This window comes from Fredinandcohnia onubensis, assembly GCF_002734215.1.
GTDB lineage: Bacteria > Bacillota > Bacilli > Bacillales > Bacillaceae_L > Ferdinandcohnia > Ferdinandcohnia onubensis.
The window spans coordinates 35,531-51,888 of the sequence record NZ_NSEB01000006.1 but is presented as its reverse complement, the minus strand read 5'-3'; the positions used below and the strand labels follow the sequence as shown (position 1 = coordinate 51,888).

Here is a 16,358-nt window from a genome sequence, read left to right as displayed (position 1 = left end):
GTCAATGATTAACAATTATATTTCTCGCTCCTTTAACTCATACTAAAAATGCTCCTTACCGATAAGGAAAGCGAGGGATAAGCATGGCGAATGAAGATACAAACGTAAGAAAGATTCGAGACGATGATTTTGAATACGTTGATCCAAATTTAGGTGCAAATGCTGACTCAAGCTACAATGAGGAAACGGCAGCAGAAGTTGCCGCTCCAATCAATTATGGAACCCCTAAACGTGAGGCGAACAACCAAAATCAAGGAAATAATACGAATGATAATGTATCGAGTGGTGCTGGTTTAGGCTGGCTTGCTTTAGCTTTATCAATCATTTCCTTATTCGTAATGCCTGTATTATTAGGAGCAGCAGGTATTATCATTGGTTTTATTGCACGTCGACGTGGAGCAACTGGTTTAGGAGCATGGGCAATTGGAATTGGTGCTGTTTCGATTATCGTTGGCATCTTTATCCTCCCATTTTTTTAACAACGTGATTATGTGGAATAAAAATAAGCCCGACAATTTGTCGGGCTTGTTTTTTATTTTTGCTCTGCTGCTTGTTTTGCGTAATATTCTTCAGCAAGCTTATCAATTTCTTTTTTCAATTCTTCTACCATAGTTTCTTCAGGTACTTTACGGACAGTTTTACCGTGGCGGAAGAGTAAACCTTCTCCTCTTGCTCCTGCAATGCCGATATCAGCCTCTCGTGCTTCACCAGGGCCGTTAACCGCGCATCCTAACACAGAAACCTTGATTGGTGCTTTAATCGTTGAGATATACTCCTCAACCTCATTTGCAATTTTAATTAGATCAATTTCAATACGTCCACAGGTTGGGCATGAAATCAATGTTGCTGCATTAGCCGCCAAACCAAATGATTTTAGCAATTCACGGGCAACTTTAATTTCTTCCACTGGGTCAGCACTTAATGAAATACGTAGTGTATTTCCAATTCCCTTACTTAAAATAGCGCCTAAACCTGCTGCACTTTTTACTGTTCCAGAGAATAGTGTCCCGGATTCAGTGATCCCTAAGTGAAGTGGGTAATCAAAAGCCATTGCTGCTTTTTCATATGCCTCAATTGCTAACGGTACACTTGATGCCTTCATTGAAACGATAATGTCATGGAAATCAAGGTCTTCTAAGATTTTAATATGATGTAAAGCACTTTCAACCATACCATCTGCTGTTGGATAGCCATATTTATCAAGGATACGCTTCTCTAACGATCCAGCGTTTACACCGATTCGAATTGGAATCCCTTTTTCTTTTGCAGCTTTTACAACAGCTTCAACCTTTTCTTTGCGACCGATATTCCCTGGATTAATCCGAATTTTATCGGCCCCACCTTCAATCGCTTTTAAGGCTAATTTATAATCAAAATGTATATCAACTACAAGAGGAATTGAAATTCTCTTTTTGATTTCAGATATTGCATTTGCTGCACGCTCATCAGGACATGCTACACGAACGATTTGACAGCCTGCTTCTTCAAGTCTTTTGATTTCAGCAACCGTTGCTTCTACATCATGTGTTTTTGTTGTGGTCATACTTTGAATAACTACTTCATTGTTACCACCAATCGTTAAATTACCTACCTTTACAGGACGTGTTTTTGTACGATGGATGATTTCACTCACAAATATCGCTCCTTTTAAAAGCATTTGAATAACTTATATAAGAGTAATCCTTTATTTCAAAAATATCTAGTCTAAAGAATCATTTACTTGCCTATTTTACAGTTGAAATAATAAATTGACAAGAAATTACCCTTATTCACTCATATACAATGGAAATTTGTAAGTTTTCCCAATCTGTAGAAGCTCTGCTTTACTATCTGGATTAAGCTCTTCAAAATCCTTGATTACAGATTCGATGGAGGAGATTTGTCTCTCTTCATTTACTCTCTCAACGATGGAAAGCAAAGTGTCACCTGCTTTCACCTTGACTTCCAAATATGGATCGTTTGATGTTTGGGCAACAACTTCAGCTGTCTCTATCGTTTCATTTTTTACTGTTGGTAGAGTCCCGATTTTTATGTCGTAATAAATAATATATACAATAAACACGATGGCTAGGAATGCAAATAAACGTTTCATATTAAAACCTCCGCTAGGTCTACTTAATACAGAATATGCTTCGATGACCACTATATTCCAATAAATAATAGATTAGGGAGAAAAATTTAATAGGGAAACTAGAAATACATAATTTTGCATATCAAGTGAAAAATAGAGCTACAAGAGAAGGGAAAATAACTTAATGTTACAGTATTGTAAATTTACTTAATAAACCTTTACATTAAAAATGGACTACGGTACTATTTTTATGGCTTTACTACAAAATTCGATTATATTTTTAGGAGTTGGCATTGTGGAACTAGACGTACAAAGTATGATATTTCAGTTTATAGGTGGGCTTGGTATTTTCTTATTTGGTATCAAGTACATGGGGGATGGATTACAAAAATCTGCTGGTGATAAACTCAGGGATATCTTAGATAAATTTACTACCAATCCATTCATGGGTGTTCTCGCTGGTATTTTTGTAACATGTTTAATCCAAAGTAGTTCAGGGACAACAGTTATTGTTGTAGGACTAGTAAGTGCTGGTTTTATGACGTTAAGACAAGCAATTGGTGTCATAATGGGAGCCAATATCGGGACAACGATTACTGCATTTATCATAGGTATTAAAATTTCTGATTACGCACTCCCAATTATTGCGGTAGGTGCAATCTTACTTTTCTTCTTTAAAAATAAAAGAGTACATAATTTTGGACAGATTGTCTTCGGATTTGGTGCTTTATTCTTAGGTTTAGAATTAATGGGGGATGGAATGAAGCCTCTTAGATCCCTTGAAACCTTCCATGATTTAACGGTTAATATGAGTTCTAACCCTATTCTAGGAGTTGTTATTGGTACTTTATTTACGGTTGTTGTACAAAGCTCAAGTGCAACAATTGGTATATTACAGGGATTATTTGGAGAAGGCCTTTTAGATCTAAAAGCAGCTATACCTGTTCTGTTTGGTGATAATATTGGAACGACAATCACAGCTGTTTTGGCTGCAATCGGGGCATCTGTTGCTGCAAAGCGGGCTGCATTAACACATGTTCTCTTTAATATTATTGGTACTATTCTATTTATGCTTTTCCTTGTTCCATTTACAAAATTTATAGGATATCTACAAGATGCCTTAAATTTAAATCCGGAAATGACCATTGCATTTGCACACGGTACCTTTAATGTGACAAATACTATTATTCAATTTCCATTTATTGCTGTTTTAGCCTTTATTGTTACGAAGCTAATTCCAGGCGAGGATTCGCTAATTGAGTACAAGGCAAAACATCTTGATCCTGTCTTTATTGAACAATCACCTGCAATCGCATTGGGGCAAGCGAGAGAAGAGGTCGTTCGAATGGGTGAATTTGCTGTTAAGGGTCTGGAAGAATCAAATACCTATTTAAATGAGAAAGCACAAAAATATTCAGATACAGCTATGCAAATTGAGGACGCGATAAATAATTTAGATAAAAAAATTACTGATTATTTAATCAAAATTTCATCGAGATCACTCTCTGCACAGGAATCATCCTTACACTCCGTTCTTGTTAATACGATTCGTGATATCGAAAGAATCGGTGACCATTTTGAAAACGTTGTGGAGTTAGTTGACTATCAGATTTCAAATAAAGTGAAATTAACAGACGATGCAATGGAAGATTTAAATGAAATGTTTAAATTAACAATATACACAGTGAATGAAGCCGTTCAAAGTCTTCAAAAGAATGATCGTACATTGGCGATTGATGTTGTAAAACAAGAAGAAAAGATTGATACAATGGAGCGTTCATTACGTAAGAAGCATATTCTACGTTTAAATGAAGGTAAATGTTCTGGACAAGCTGGAATCGTATTCGTTGATATTATCAGTAATCTTGAGCGTATCGGTGACCACGCTGTTAATATTGCAGAAGCAGTTCTAGGCGAAAGACAACTTTAATATTCTTACAATAAATACAAGGCATGCAATGCCTTGTATTTTTTTAAAGGAGGATGAAAGTTATGGAATTTCTCATGTGGACAATTATTATATTATTGTTTGTAATTGCATTTATCGGGCTTGTCTATCCGATTATTCCGAGTGTGCTTTTCATTGCTGGTGGCTTCTTAGTTTATGGGTTCTTCCAAGGATTTGATTCGTTTTCGATTTGGTTTTGGGTAATTGAGGGGTTATTTCTCCTTCTATTATTAGGTGCTGATTATGCGACTAATTTAGTTGGGGTAAAGAAGTATGGTGGAAGTAAGGCAGCTGTGTGGGGAAGTACGATTGGACTTCTCGTTGGCCCTTTTATAATTCCGATCTTTGGTATTATTATAGGTCCATTTCTGGGTGCATTTTTAGCAGAATTACTCGTGCATAAAAAGAATGTAAAAGATGCATTTAAAAGTGGTGTAGGTTCTCTTATTGGGTTTCTCAGTGGAGTTCTGGCAAAAGGGATCATTCAAGCTATTATGATTATCTATTTTTTAATTGTTGTGTTCTGATGAATAATCCTTTCATCTATAGGGAACTTTATATCTGGTACTATTTGATTACGTATTAAGTTTTATGAATTAATAGTGCTTTTCATTTGAAAGGTTATACTTATTTTGGTAATCTTACAAGTGAGGACTACTGAAGACGAAATCGTTTTCAAGGTTCAATTTGACATACATATTTAAGGAGGAAAAAACAATGGCATACGAATTACCACAATTACCTTATGCTTATGATGCTTTAGAACCACACATTGACAAAGAAACAATGAATATTCACCACACTAAGCACCATAATACTTACATTACAAACGTAAACAATGCAATCGCAGGAAAAGCTGATCTAGAAGGTAAATCAGTAGAAGAGTTAGTTTCTAATCTTGACGCTGTTCCAGAAGATATTCGTACAGCAGTAAGAAACAATGGTGGTGGACATGCAAACCACAGCTTATTCTGGACTATTCTTTCTCCAAACGGTGGCGGAGAGCCAACTGGCGAATTAGCAGAAGCAATCAATAGCAAATTTGGAGGCTTTGAAGCATTCAAAGATCAGTTTGCTAAAGCAGCTACAACTCGTTTTGGTTCTGGTTGGGCTTGGTTAGTTGTTAACAATGGAGAGCTTGAAGTTACAAGCACTCCAAACCAAGATTCTCCATTAATGGAAGGTAAAACTCCAATTCTTGGTCTTGATGTTTGGGAGCATGCTTACTACCTAAACTATCAAAACCGTCGTCCTGATTATATTTCTGCATTCTTTAATGTAGTTAATTGGGAAGAAGTAGCAAACCGTTACAATTCTGCAAAGTAATCTAGATGAGAGCCAGTGGATTCGTTCACTGGCTTTTTATTTTTTAAAAAGCTCAGGAACCTTCTGCTTTTCTTTGTATATCTCCTTTTTTTTATCACACAATAATGATGTAGATTAAAAAGGGGAGTCAGCAGATGTTTGGTTTTAAAAAGGTATTAGGTGATGTACCCATACACAGGGATTTAATATTATTACTAGTAATTGGTGGATTGTATGCATTAAGTATTGCCTTATCGAACACCTTTGTGAATGTGTACTTATGGAAGCAGTCAGGAGATTTTAAGGATTTAGGGTTATATAATTTAGCAGTCGTTGTTATGCAACCAATAACCTTTATCCTAGCAGGAAGATGGGCTAAGAAAATAGATAGAGTGATCGTGCTAAGGCTTGGAGTTTCATTCTTAGCCATTTTTTATATCACCGTTCTCTGGATTGGTGAAAATGCCTCGCAGTATTTGCTTTTACTAGGGGCTCTACTTGGAATAGGTTATGGCTTTTACTGGTTAGCCTTTAATGTTTTAACCTTTGAAATTACAGAGCCTGAAACGCGTGATTTTTTTAACGGATTTTTAGGGTTGCTAGGCTCATTCGCAGGAATGATTGGTCCTATTGCAGCGGGAATCATCATATCTTCAATGAAAAGTTTTACTGGTTACACGGTTATTTTTGGAATCTCTTTAGGGTTGTTTACTGGTGCTGTTGTGCTGAGCTTTTTCTTGAAAAGGCGAAGTGCCGAAGGAGATTTTGTATTTAGGCGAATTCTAGCTGAACGGAAAAATAATTCAAACTGGAAAAATATTCTTCATGCTCACTTTTTCCAAGGAATCCGTGAAGGTACATTTGTATTTGTCATATCAGTGTTTGTTTTCGTTGCGACAGGCAGCGAGTTGGCTTTAGGGAAATTTGGATTAATCAATTCGGCCGTATCGTTTTTGTTTTATTTCCTGGCAACGAGGTTAATCAAAAAGAAAATGCGCAAAAAGGCAATACTTCTTGGCGGTTTAATGATATATCTTGCAATATTTGCGATTCTTTTTGATGTAACCTATGCAAGGCTCATCATATATGGTGTTATTATTGGAATTGCTTATCCCATCTTACTCGTTCCTTATAACTCTTTAACCTATGATGTAATTGGTAAGGGATGGAACGCAAAAGAGATGAGAATTGAATATGTGGTAGTGAGGGAAATCTTTTTAAACTGCGGCAGAATACTCTCGATTATTTTGTTCCTACTTGCTGTTACTTTCTTCGACGAAAAACAAAGCATTCCAATCCTTCTAGCGATTGTCGGTGCAGGACATATCCTACTTTATATCCCGATCCGGCGTATCGAAACACCAGATGCATCTGGTCCAGTCCAATCAAAATCGGGGGCAAATCGCAAGTTAATAGAAGGAGAAGGTGGATCCACCGCTTAAGGCAATATTTAATCATGGAAAAAAACTTGAGTTTCTTTTACAATAGAAGATAAAGGCACCTAGCCTTGTTAGGTGTCTTTTTTATTCATAAGAATGTAGCTTAAAGATAAAATTAGGAATACGCAAATAATTAAAGGTAGTTGATGTTTATGATCAAAAAGAAAAAATCACATGTTCCATTTCGTTTAAATATGTTATTTTTTGCTGTCTTTTTGCTATTTTCAGCCTTAATCCTCCGACTAGGGGTTGTGCAGATTGTACATGGTGAGAAATTTCAAAAGGAAGTAGAAAAAACCGAAAATGAAATTGTAAATCTTCCTGTTCCACGAGGTAAAATCTATGACAAAAATGGAAATGTCATCGTTGATAATAAGGCGTTAAATGCGATCACATATACACGTGCAAGAGGGACTAAGCAAGAAGAAGTACTAGAAGTTGCAGAAACACTTGCAACGCTTATTGAAATGAAGTCGGACAAAGTAACAGAACGTGATTTGAAAGATTTTTGGATGCTTAAAAACCCAGATGAAGCAAAAGCATTGGTCGAGCAAGAAATGAAAAAAATGGAAGATGGGGAACTGGAATTATCCACTAAAGACATCTATAAACTCCAAATCGAAAGAATTACGGAAAAAGATCTTAAACAGATTACAGAAGCTGAGCTAGAGGTTGCAGCAATCTTCCGTGAAATGACGAAGGGCTATGCACTTGTCCCACAGATAGTAAAGAATGAAAATGTAACACCAGAAGAATATGCTGTAGTCAGTGAAAATCTCGAACATTTGCCAGGTGTCAACACGACAACTGACTGGATTCGTGATTATAAATTTGATAACACTTTAAAATCAATCCTTGGCCGTATTTCTGATACAGATGAAGGACTACCAAGTGATAAACTTGATTACTACTTAGCTCGTGGGTATAACCGGAATGATCGTGTTGGTTTAAGTTATTTAGAAGCACAATATGAATCAGTATTACATGGTCAAAAGGCAAAAGTAGAAAATATAATTAAGGGTAATGCCGTACAAGAAACAATCATGATTTCTGAAGGGCAAAGAGGTAGTGACCTAGTTCTAACAATCGATATGGAGCTTCAACAAGCTGTTGAACAAATTATCGAAGAGCAAATGTTGGTTCATAAACAAATGAAGGGTACTCAGTATCTAGACCGCGCATTTGTAGTCATGATGAATCCAAAAACTGGTGAAATTCTAAGTATGGCTGGAAAGGTCTACACAAGAGGCAAAGATGGCAAAATGGGATTTCAGGACTATGCCCTAGGTACAATGAATGCAGCTTATGAGATGGGATCTGCTGTTAAGGGTGCTACCATGTTAACTGGGTATGATACAGGTGTCATTGATATCGGTTCTATGTACTATGATTCACCAATGAAAATTGGTCGAGAAGGATCACTTAAAAAATCATGGAGAAATTTAGGACCTACTAATGATTTAAAAGCACTAGAATTGTCATCTAACGTATATATGTTTAAGTTATTTCTTGAATTAGCGGGTGGACATTATGTCTATGGCCAACCCATCTCTATTGATACCGATGCATTTCGTACTGTAAGAAATTATTTTAGTCAGTTTGGTTTGGGAGTGAAAACGGGAATTGACTTACCTGGTGAAGCGACTGGGTATCCTGGACCAGATCTTACTCCTGGTCTATTAATGGACTTAGGAATTGGACAATATGACACTTATACAACCTTGCAATTAGCGCAGTATGTGTCCACGATTGCTAACGACGGTTATAGGATGCAACCAAAGATTGTAAGACAAATTCATCAACCAACCTTGGAAGAAAATGAATTAGGTCCAATTCAAGAACCTTTTGAACCAACTGTAATGAACAAACTTGATATAGATATGAAATATATTGAGAGGGTTCAACAAGGATTTAAATTAGTTTTTCAAGGATCAAGTGGAACAGCACGTAGCGCATTTTCGGGTAAACCTTATGACGCTGCTGGTAAAACCGGTTCTGCTCAATCATTCATCAAAGGTGTAGAAGCAGTAAATAGTACACTTGTTGGATATGCTCCATTTAATAATCCTGAGGTAGCATTTGCTGTCGTATTACCATACGCATATTATGGAAATACATCACATAATATGAACCTTAAAGTTGGAGAAGCCATTTTAGATAAATATTTTGAACTGAAAGAAAAACGAGCTTCACAGCCTCAACAAATAACGGATCCAGAAGCTGAAACAGAAACATCTGCAGATGAAGCTGATGCTCAGTAAAATGAATAAGAATGAAAAAAGCCTAACGAATTCGTTAGGCTTTTTTCTATGATTCCTAATTGAAAACTTCGACAAAAAATAGGGATTTTCATCATTTTACTCGAATTTACAAAACCTTTACATTCAATTCATACGAGATTAATAGAATGCGATTATTCTTAGTTTGTAAGACAAAGCAAAACAAACTCACTCTTAGGGGGAATAAACGAATGAAACGCTTGAAGTTCTTAGGTTTAGCAATGATCACAATCACAATGTTAGTGTTAGCTGCATGTGGTAACGAAAGCAGTACTGGAGATAGTGAAACAGAAAACAAAAACGAAAATGCAAGTGCTGAATTAGAGGGCAGCGTTGTAATTGATGGATCTGGAACAGTTTATCCTTTCATGTCAAAGATGGCAGAAAATTATATGACTAATGAGCAAGAAAATGTATCAGTTGAAGTAAGTCGCGCTGGAACAAGTGCTGGTTTTAAAAAGTTTTTAGTTGAAGAAGGCGGTACAGATTTCAACGATGCATCTCGTCAAATTAAGGACGAAGAAGCAGCAACTGCTGAAGATTTAGGAATTGAAGTAAAAGAATTAAAAGTTGCTCTTGATGGTTTAACATTTGTTGTACACCCTGATAACGATTGGGCTGAAGAATTAACTCAACAAGAAGTAATTGATATTTTCTTAGCAAGTGCTGGTAAGAAAAATTGGTCAGATGTACGTTCTGATTTTCCAAATGAACCAATCAAAACTTACGGTCCAAACGAAAACCACGGTACGTATGAATTCTTCTGGGAAAACATTTTAGACGAACAAGACTTAGTAGCTGAAGCAAATCTTCAACAAGAATACTCTACATTAGTAGACTTAGTGTCAAAAGATAAAAATGCAATTGCATTCTTCGGATACGGTTATGCAGTAAACAACAAAGATAAGGTTAAAATTGTAAAAGTTGATTTTGGTAACGGTCCTGTTGAACCTAACTTAGATACAATCAGTGAAGATGGCGACTATGCTCCATTCACAAGACCAGTATTTACTTATTTAAATGTCAACATGGCGAAAGAAAAGGCTCAAGTATTAGACTATGCAATTTATACAATGAAAAACGCTGCTGATGTAGCTTCTGAAACCGGATTTGCTCCACTTCCAGAAGAAGAATTAAATGCAGTAGTAACAGAATTAGAAGGTTTAAAATAAGAATTAAAAATGAAGGTGAGAGCAATCTTTGCTTCTCATCTTCTACCTGATTATAGATAGATAAAAAATTTGGTCTTTATTAATGATGAAATGGATCGAAGGGAGTTTATCATGAAGGAAGGTTCTAAAGTGAATGTGCGTGAGATGATTGCCAAAAATAAAAGTACAAAAAGCATTAACACTATTGTAGAGAAAGTCATTCCAAAAGGCTTACTCTTAATTGCGATTATCTCGATTTTAACTACAGTTGGTATTGTACTTACACTTCTTTTTGAAACATTTGAGTTTTTTAAACGTGTACCATTTCTTGATTTCTTTACAGGTACCGTATTAAAACCCCTTGGCGATAATGCCGAATTTGGGGTATTACCTCTACTAACAGGAACGATTATTTCATCGGCTATAGCAATGCTTGTCGCAATACCTGTCGGAATGATGTCAGCAATATATTTAAGTGAATATGCGTCTGAACGAGTAAGAAAAATTTTAAAACCAATTCTTGAAATTCTTGCGGGGATTCCGACCATTGTATATGGTTTCTTTGCTTTAACGTTCGTAACACCTCTATTACAATCTATTATTCCTGGTCTTGAACCGACCAATATCCTCAGTCCAGGCATCGTGATGGGAATTATGATCATTCCTATGGTCGCATCGCTTTCAGAGGATGCAATGAGCTCTGTACCAAATTCTATTAGAGAAGGTGCGCTTGGTCTAGGCTCAACAAAACTTGAAGTAACATGGAAGGTTGTTATTCCTGCAGCAATGTCTGGAATTATTGCATCATTTGTTCTTGGTATATCTAGAGCTATTGGCGAAACGATGATTGTTACGCTTGCTAGTGGAAGTTCCAAGAACTTTACTTTTGATGTTACCCAATCAATGCAAACAATGACCTCTTATATTGTTGAAGTAAACAGTGGAGATGCACCAGCGGGCTCAACTTTATATTATAGTTTATACGCTGTAGCTATTACACTATTCGTGTTCACATTAGTAATGAACTTACTTGCACAATATATTTCTCGCAAGTTTAAGGAGGAATATTAAAATGAAATATGTAAATGCCGCACAAGTGCAAAAGAAACTTAATTCTCGACTTTTTACAAATAATATAGCAAAATCAATTTTCTTTTTATCAACTTTGTTTGGTTTAGTCGTTCTCGTCATTCTTTTTTACCGAGTCATTTCTCAAAGTCTGGGTTGGATCGATCTCCAATTTCTAACTAGCAAGCTTTCGACGGTTGCGGAGAACGCAGGAATTATGGGTGCCCTCCTTGGAACGCTGTGGTTAATGCTTGTGGTTGCACCAATCACACTTTTCCTGGGTGTTGGTACAGCTATTTATCTCGAAGAATATGCAAAAAAAGGACGTCTACAACGGTTTATTCAAACAAATATCTCAAATCTTGCAGGTGTTCCGTCAATTGTATTTGGTATATTAGGTCTCACCATTTTTGTTCGTGGTTTTGGATTGGGCAATATCGTGTTAGCCGGTGGACTTACAATGGCATTACTCGTACTTCCAATCGTAGTAGTTGCTAGTCAAGAAGCAATCCGTGCAGTTCCGGGTTATTTGAGAGAAGCTTCTTATGGAATGGGAGCTACAAAATGGCAAACGATAAAAAATGTTGTTTTACCAGCTTCATTACCTGGTATTCTTACAGGGGTTATTTTGGCACTTTCTAGAGCAGTTGGAGAAACAGCTCCACTTGTAGTAATAGGAATTCCAGCCTTACTAATTCCATTTCCAGATAGTATTTTTGATAAATTTACTGTGTTGCCAATGCAAATCTATTATTGGACACTCGATTCTGCCCTAGTAGCTGAATACGCAAACCTAGGAGCAGCAACTATTGTCATTTTATTAATCGTACTATTTTTAATGAATTCAATAGCCATCATGATACGAAACAAGTTCCAAAGAAGATTTTAATTCTTTTGAAGAGAAAGCAACAAGTATTAATTTCATGCGCAATTTGGCCATGCGCATTTGATTCTAATTTGAAGGGGAGAAACTCAGATTATGACATTACAAGTAATGACTAATAAAAATATAAATCCAGAACAGATAGATAAAAATATTGTTTATGATACAAAGGATTTAAACTTATGGTATGGGGAAGATCATGCCCTTAAGAATATTAATTTTCCGATCTATGAAAACGAAGTAACAGCAATAATTGGGCCGTCAGGATGTGGGAAATCAACTTATATTAAAACCTTAAACCGTATGGTTGAACTCGTTCCGATTGTTCGCATCTCTGGAGAAATTTTATACAGAGGAAAGAATATTTTCGATAAATCATATAAAGAAGAAGAACTCAGAACTCGAGTAGGGATGGTATTCCAAAAGCCGAATCCTTTTCCAAAATCAATTTATGACAATATTGCTTATGGACCTCGTATTCATGGGATTCGAAACAAAAAAATCTTAGATGAAATTGTTGAAAAAAGTTTACGTGGAGCAGCTATTTGGGATGAGGTAAAAGACCGCCTTCACGAAAATGCTTATGGACTTTCAGGCGGACAACAACAAAGAATCTGTCTTGCAAGATGCTTGGCAATTGAGCCTGATGTGATTCTAATGGATGAGCCGACTTCTGCTCTTGACCCAATTTCAACATTAAAAATTGAGGAACTTGTTCAAGAACTTAAGCAAAACTTCAGTATTATTATCGTTACTCATAATATGCAACAAGCTGCACGTATTTCAGACCGAACAGCCTTTTTCCTAAGTGGAGAAGTGATTGAATATGAAAAAACAGATAAAATGTTTTCAAATCCATCCGACAAGCGCACAGAAGATTACATCACTGGCAGATTTGGATAATAAAGAAAAAGAGGGGTGTATGTCATGGCTATACGTACGACATTTGATAAGGATTTGGATCGTCTTAAAGAATTATTGGTTGAAATGGTCAATCTATCAAAAACGGCAGTTGAAAGATCAGTACAATCACTCGCACACCAAGATATTAAATTGGCTGAACAAATCATTCAAGATGACCAAAAAATTAATGAACTTGAAGAACAAATCGATAATATTATCATCCAATTAATCGCACAACAACAACCAGTAGCATCTGATTTACGTGCCATCATCGCCGGCTTGAAAATCTCAAGTGATATTGAAAGAATCGGGGATCTAGCCGTAAATATCGCAAAATCGACTATCCACATTGGAGATGGTCCGCTCATCAAACCAATAGTGGATATCCCAAAAATGGCTGAAAAAGCTTTAGACATGTTAAACAACGTAATCAAAGCGTATATCGAAAAAGACATCAATTTAGCCATTCAAACAGCTAAAGCAGATGATGAGGTTGATGAGTTATATGGAAAAATCATTAAAGAACTACTGGAATTAATGCCGAGCAATCCTAATTCAATTAACCAAATTACACAATTAGCCTTTATCAGCCGCCATATAGAAAGAGTAGCAGACCACACAACAAATATGGCTGAACACATCATCTATATGGTAAAAGCTAAAAAAGTCGATTTAAATGCCTAAAAAAAACTCAAGCCAATCTCGGCTTGAGTTTTACTTTGTCGTTAAATAGTAGATAAGACCATATACAATCGTAGAAAAAATAATACCGACTGCTATTCCCCGTAACATATATTTATCCATTAGATGAGCCCCATTTTCTTTGCTTGTTCCAGAATGAGCCGAACTTCTTCAACTGGTAACTTTGTTTTTGTTCCAATTTCTTCATAGCTTAAGCCTTTATCATATAAGGATAAAATGGTGGAATTTGACAAAGACATAACACATGTTTGAGATGGCCCCGTTTCATAATCGATGTCATTGGTTAGAAGCTCTTCTTCGAGTACTTTTATTTTCTTCTTTAAAAGGTATGTTTCTTGAACCATAGAAAGAGAAAGTTGATCAATTTCTTCTTGCACCATTTTAACTCTGTCCTTTCCATAGAAAGAAACGACAAGAAGAAGGATTGCGATGGCTAATAAGATAATAATTGCATATTCCATACCGTCACTCCATTCCATAATCTATCTTATCGTAACTTGTTTATGTGGACAATACTAGTTCGTCTATTGAATTGTATTTTGATATAGTAATTAAATTTACTTTGTCCAAAAAATAGGACTGGAATTTTAAGAAGTTAAGTGGTATGATAGGTAAGTCTGATTAAAGCTTTATATGTTTGGAGGGAAATGAAGATGCGTGTTAAAATCACTTTAGCTTGTACTGAAACTGGTGATCGTAATTATATTACAACTAAAAATAAGCGAAACAACCCTGACCGTCTTGAACTTAAGAAATATTGCCCAAGACTAAAAAAGGTTACTCTACACCGCGAAACAAAGTAACAGTAGGAAGCAATTTCCTGCTGTTTTTTTATATTATATAAAGTAATAAATGGAGAGGGGCGAATAAGTTGAAGACGAAACAGGAAATGAGAAAAGAGATGAAGGAAACGTTACGTTTAATTGATAAAGAAACTTTAGACAAGTGGTCTAAGGAAATTACTGAGCAAGTTCTCGCTTTACCTGAATGGATGAATGCAAATACGATTGGAATCACCATTTCAGGGGAGTATGAGGTCAATTCAAAATATTTAATTGAAAAAGCATGGGAATTAAATAAACGAGTGGCAGTACCAAAATGCCATCCAAAAACAAAAACCATGACTTTCCGTGAAATCACATTCTATTCTCAATTAGAAGTAGTCTATTATGGCCTCCAAGAACCAGTTGAAGAACAAACATCCGCCGTTATACATAATGAAATCGATCTATTATTCGTGCCAGGCCTTAGTTTTGAAACAAAGGGATACCGCTTAGGCCATGGTGGAGGTTATTATGATCGGTATTTAGCTCAATATCAGGGAGATACAGTTTCTTTAGCATTCCCTATACAGGTTGTAGATGAAATCCCTGTCGAGCCTTTTGATATCCCGGTCAAGAAAATCGTAACAGATACAAGGGTCATCGAAACAAATGATTAATCTTCTTATCCAAATTTTTGCTTCCATAGTTGTAGCAGTATTAGGATATAAACTTAAATCATTAACAAAAAGTGGAGCAGTGGGGACAATTCTTGTTGGAGGCGCCGTGTCGATTGGATTTGGTTATCGGGGCTTGCTTTTATTAGGCGTCTTTTTTGTGAGCTCAAGTTTATGGAGTAAAATCAAAGCTAGAAATAAAAATAATCTCAAAAATAAGAGTGCAAAAGGAGAACAGCGGGATATTGTTCAAGTTTTTGCGAACGGTGGTGTCGCTGCCTTTACAAGCTTAATGTTTGCTTTCACTGACTCCATCTTTTGGCTTGTCTTCTTTGTTGGATCAATCGCAGCTGCGAATGCTGATACTTGGGCTTCGGAAATTGGAACACTAAGTAAGAAAAAGCCAATGTTACTAACAAAATTGAAGCGGGTTGATACGGGGACATCCGGAGCAGTTTCTGTATTAGGAACGTTTGCGGGCTTTTTGGGTTCATTACTTATTAGTTTTATTTCATTTATAGTGTGGCCAGAGCTTTCACTTTTTCTGTTTCTTGGACTAGCCGTGATCGGCTTTTGCGGTAATCTAATTGATACGATTTTGGGAGCGAGTATTCAAGTTGTTTATAAATGTCCTGTCTGTGGAATAGAAACTGAAAAGAAGTTCCATTGCGAAAAACAAACGACCTATTTAAAAGGATTGCGGATTTGCGATAATGATGTTGTGAACTTTTTATCAATCCTTCTGGCATCAGGACTTGGGACATATTTCTTTTTTCTTTTACTAGGATAAAATGAAAGAGATAATCAAAAAGTATAACTAGGAGGGATGAATATGTTAAGCTTATTGACCCGAATAGCTCTACTTTTTGGTGGGATATATGCAGTCTACAGGTACCGATATCGCATATTTAATCGCGTTTTCGGCAATCCTGCTGTTCGTCGTGTTGCTATCAGTACCTCGATGAAAATCCCATTTATTCGTAACAAAATGATGCAAACAGCCTTCCGATAAAAGAATAATCAAATACGCCTTGGCGTATTTGCGCCCAGATTTTTAGAGCTCGCTCGAAAAGTTACCTTTAAAAATCTGTGGCATCCGCCGGAGGCTTAACTTTATTCAGTAAGAGTGAGAAGGACTATACTTTTTACTCCACTACTGATAATGTTGAGC

The 16,358-nt window shown here is 36.2% G+C and carries 18 protein-coding genes; 15 read left to right on the top strand and 3 right to left on the bottom strand.

Annotated elements, in window-relative coordinates; translation table 11 throughout:
* Nucleotides 1–83: 83 nt before the first annotated feature.
* The gene (locus tag CKK03_RS07135) at nucleotides 84–479 is read left to right on the top strand and encodes a hypothetical protein (RefSeq protein ID WP_099361932.1); all 396 of its coding nucleotides are present in this window, start codon (nucleotides 84–86) and stop codon (nucleotides 477–479) included.
* A 53-nt stretch (nucleotides 480–532) separates the two neighbouring features.
* Here CKK03_RS07135 and ispG read toward each other — a convergent pair whose 3' ends face one another.
* Nucleotides 533–1,639 carry a flavodoxin-dependent (E)-4-hydroxy-3-methylbut-2-enyl-diphosphate synthase gene (gene ispG, locus CKK03_RS07130; protein WP_099362271.1) on the bottom strand — a complete coding sequence of 369 codons (1,107 nt, stop codon included), beginning with the start codon at nucleotides 1,637–1,639 and terminating at the stop codon, nucleotides 533–535.
* 126 nt (nucleotides 1,640–1,765) lie between these two features.
* Complete coding sequence (gene yqfZ / locus CKK03_RS07125) at nucleotides 1,766–2,092, bottom strand: protein YqfZ (RefSeq protein ID WP_099361931.1); 327 nt, start codon at nucleotides 2,090–2,092, stop codon at nucleotides 1,766–1,768.
* 274 nt (nucleotides 2,093–2,366) lie between these two features.
* Between yqfZ and CKK03_RS07120 the strand changes: the two genes are divergently transcribed.
* The 10 genes from CKK03_RS07120 (at nucleotide 2,367) to phoU (ending at nucleotide 13,731) form a co-directional block, all read left to right on the top strand.
* Entirely contained in the window at nucleotides 2,367–4,001 is a 1,635-nt protein-coding gene (locus CKK03_RS07120; protein ID WP_180271190.1) for a Na/Pi cotransporter family protein, read from the top strand.
* A 62-nt stretch (nucleotides 4,002–4,063) separates the two neighbouring features.
* Nucleotides 4,064–4,546: a DUF456 domain-containing protein gene (locus tag CKK03_RS07115; protein WP_099361930.1), complete on the top strand. Its 483-nt coding sequence runs from the start codon at nucleotides 4,064–4,066 to the stop codon at nucleotides 4,544–4,546.
* Nucleotides 4,547–4,736: 190 nt separating this feature from the next.
* Nucleotides 4,737–5,345 (top strand): superoxide dismutase SodA, encoded by a 609-nt coding sequence (sodA, locus tag CKK03_RS07110; protein ID WP_099361929.1) that lies wholly within the window; start codon nucleotides 4,737–4,739, stop codon nucleotides 5,343–5,345.
* 134 nt (nucleotides 5,346–5,479) lie between these two features.
* Nucleotides 5,480–6,766, top strand: coding sequence for an MFS transporter (locus tag CKK03_RS07105; RefSeq protein WP_099361928.1), 1,287 nt, complete (start codon nucleotides 5,480–5,482; stop codon nucleotides 6,764–6,766).
* A gap of 149 nt (nucleotides 6,767–6,915) precedes the next feature.
* On the top strand, nucleotides 6,916–9,024 hold the full coding sequence (locus CKK03_RS07100; RefSeq protein WP_099361927.1) for a peptidoglycan D,D-transpeptidase FtsI family protein: 2,109 nt from the start codon (nucleotides 6,916–6,918) through the stop codon (nucleotides 9,022–9,024).
* A gap of 209 nt (nucleotides 9,025–9,233) precedes the next feature.
* Nucleotides 9,234–10,214, top strand: coding sequence for a PstS family phosphate ABC transporter substrate-binding protein (locus CKK03_RS07095; protein WP_099361926.1), 981 nt, complete (start codon nucleotides 9,234–9,236; stop codon nucleotides 10,212–10,214).
* A gap of 111 nt (nucleotides 10,215–10,325) precedes the next feature.
* Nucleotides 10,326–11,264, top strand: coding sequence for a phosphate ABC transporter permease subunit PstC (gene pstC / locus CKK03_RS07090; RefSeq protein WP_099361925.1), 939 nt, complete (start codon nucleotides 10,326–10,328; stop codon nucleotides 11,262–11,264).
* 1 nt (nucleotide 11,265) lies between these two features.
* Nucleotides 11,266–12,150 (top strand): phosphate ABC transporter permease PstA, encoded by an 885-nt coding sequence (gene pstA / locus CKK03_RS07085; protein WP_099361924.1) that lies wholly within the window; start codon nucleotides 11,266–11,268, stop codon nucleotides 12,148–12,150.
* Nucleotides 12,151–12,240: 90 nt separating this feature from the next.
* Complete coding sequence (gene pstB / locus CKK03_RS07080) at nucleotides 12,241–13,047, top strand: phosphate ABC transporter ATP-binding protein PstB (protein ID WP_099361923.1); 807 nt, start codon at nucleotides 12,241–12,243, stop codon at nucleotides 13,045–13,047.
* 24 nt (nucleotides 13,048–13,071) lie between these two features.
* Nucleotides 13,072–13,731 carry a phosphate signaling complex protein PhoU gene (gene phoU / locus CKK03_RS07075; RefSeq protein WP_099361922.1) on the top strand — a complete coding sequence of 220 codons (660 nt, stop codon included), beginning with the start codon at nucleotides 13,072–13,074 and terminating at the stop codon, nucleotides 13,729–13,731.
* Between the two features lie 119 nt (nucleotides 13,732–13,850).
* On the opposite strand, the gene CKK03_RS07070 is transcribed toward phoU, so the two are convergent.
* Nucleotides 13,851–14,210 carry a hypothetical protein gene (locus tag CKK03_RS07070; protein WP_099361921.1) on the bottom strand — a complete coding sequence of 120 codons (360 nt, stop codon included), beginning with the start codon at nucleotides 14,208–14,210 and terminating at the stop codon, nucleotides 13,851–13,853.
* 192 nt (nucleotides 14,211–14,402) lie between these two features.
* On the opposite strand from CKK03_RS07070, the gene rpmG reads away from it, so the two are divergent.
* From rpmG to yqgO, 4 genes are all read left to right on the top strand, one after another.
* On the top strand, nucleotides 14,403–14,552 hold the full coding sequence (gene rpmG, locus CKK03_RS07065; RefSeq protein WP_010678123.1) for a 50S ribosomal protein L33: 150 nt from the start codon (nucleotides 14,403–14,405) through the stop codon (nucleotides 14,550–14,552).
* 68 nt (nucleotides 14,553–14,620) lie between these two features.
* The gene (locus CKK03_RS07060) at nucleotides 14,621–15,190 is read left to right on the top strand and encodes a 5-formyltetrahydrofolate cyclo-ligase (protein ID WP_099361920.1); all 570 of its coding nucleotides are present in this window, start codon (nucleotides 14,621–14,623) and stop codon (nucleotides 15,188–15,190) included.
* Complete coding sequence (locus CKK03_RS07055) at nucleotides 15,183–15,977, top strand: DUF92 domain-containing protein (protein WP_099361919.1); 795 nt, start codon at nucleotides 15,183–15,185, stop codon at nucleotides 15,975–15,977. Before CKK03_RS07060 ends, CKK03_RS07055 begins: the two co-directional genes overlap by 8 nt.
* Nucleotides 15,978–16,019: 42 nt before the next feature.
* Nucleotides 16,020–16,199: a protein YqgO gene (gene yqgO / locus CKK03_RS07050; RefSeq protein WP_099361918.1), complete on the top strand. Its 180-nt coding sequence runs from the start codon at nucleotides 16,020–16,022 to the stop codon at nucleotides 16,197–16,199.
* Nucleotides 16,200–16,358: the final 159 nt, after the last annotated feature.

Bases quoted from the DNA above. Each gene is read 5' to 3' on its own strand.
- pstB (WP_099361923.1), top strand. From the start codon at position 12,241: ATGACATTACAAGTAATGACTAATAAAAATATAAATCCAGAACAGATA.
- CKK03_RS07055 (WP_099361919.1), top strand. From the start codon at position 15,183: ATGATTAATCTTCTTATCCAAATTTTTGCTTCCATAGTTGTAGCAGTA.
- yqfZ (WP_099361931.1), bottom strand. From the start codon at position 2,092: ATGAAACGTTTATTTGCATTCCTAGCCATCGTGTTTATTGTATATATT.
- CKK03_RS07070 (WP_099361921.1), bottom strand. From the start codon at position 14,210: ATGGAATATGCAATTATTATCTTATTAGCCATCGCAATCCTTCTTCTT.
- rpmG (WP_010678123.1), top strand. From the start codon at position 14,403: ATGCGTGTTAAAATCACTTTAGCTTGTACTGAAACTGGTGATCGTAAT.
- CKK03_RS07100 (WP_099361927.1), top strand. From the start codon at position 6,916: ATGATCAAAAAGAAAAAATCACATGTTCCATTTCGTTTAAATATGTTA.
- pstA (WP_099361924.1), top strand. From the start codon at position 11,266: ATGAAATATGTAAATGCCGCACAAGTGCAAAAGAAACTTAATTCTCGA.
- CKK03_RS07105 (WP_099361928.1), top strand. From the start codon at position 5,480: ATGTTTGGTTTTAAAAAGGTATTAGGTGATGTACCCATACACAGGGAT.
- CKK03_RS07135 (WP_099361932.1), top strand. From the start codon at position 84: ATGGCGAATGAAGATACAAACGTAAGAAAGATTCGAGACGATGATTTT.
- sodA (WP_099361929.1), top strand. From the start codon at position 4,737: ATGGCATACGAATTACCACAATTACCTTATGCTTATGATGCTTTAGAA.
- yqgO (WP_099361918.1), top strand. From the start codon at position 16,020: ATGTTAAGCTTATTGACCCGAATAGCTCTACTTTTTGGTGGGATATAT.
- pstC (WP_099361925.1), top strand. From the start codon at position 10,326: ATGAAGGAAGGTTCTAAAGTGAATGTGCGTGAGATGATTGCCAAAAAT.
- CKK03_RS07115 (WP_099361930.1), top strand. From the start codon at position 4,064: ATGGAATTTCTCATGTGGACAATTATTATATTATTGTTTGTAATTGCA.
- phoU (WP_099361922.1), top strand. From the start codon at position 13,072: ATGGCTATACGTACGACATTTGATAAGGATTTGGATCGTCTTAAAGAA.
- CKK03_RS07095 (WP_099361926.1), top strand. From the start codon at position 9,234: ATGAAACGCTTGAAGTTCTTAGGTTTAGCAATGATCACAATCACAATG.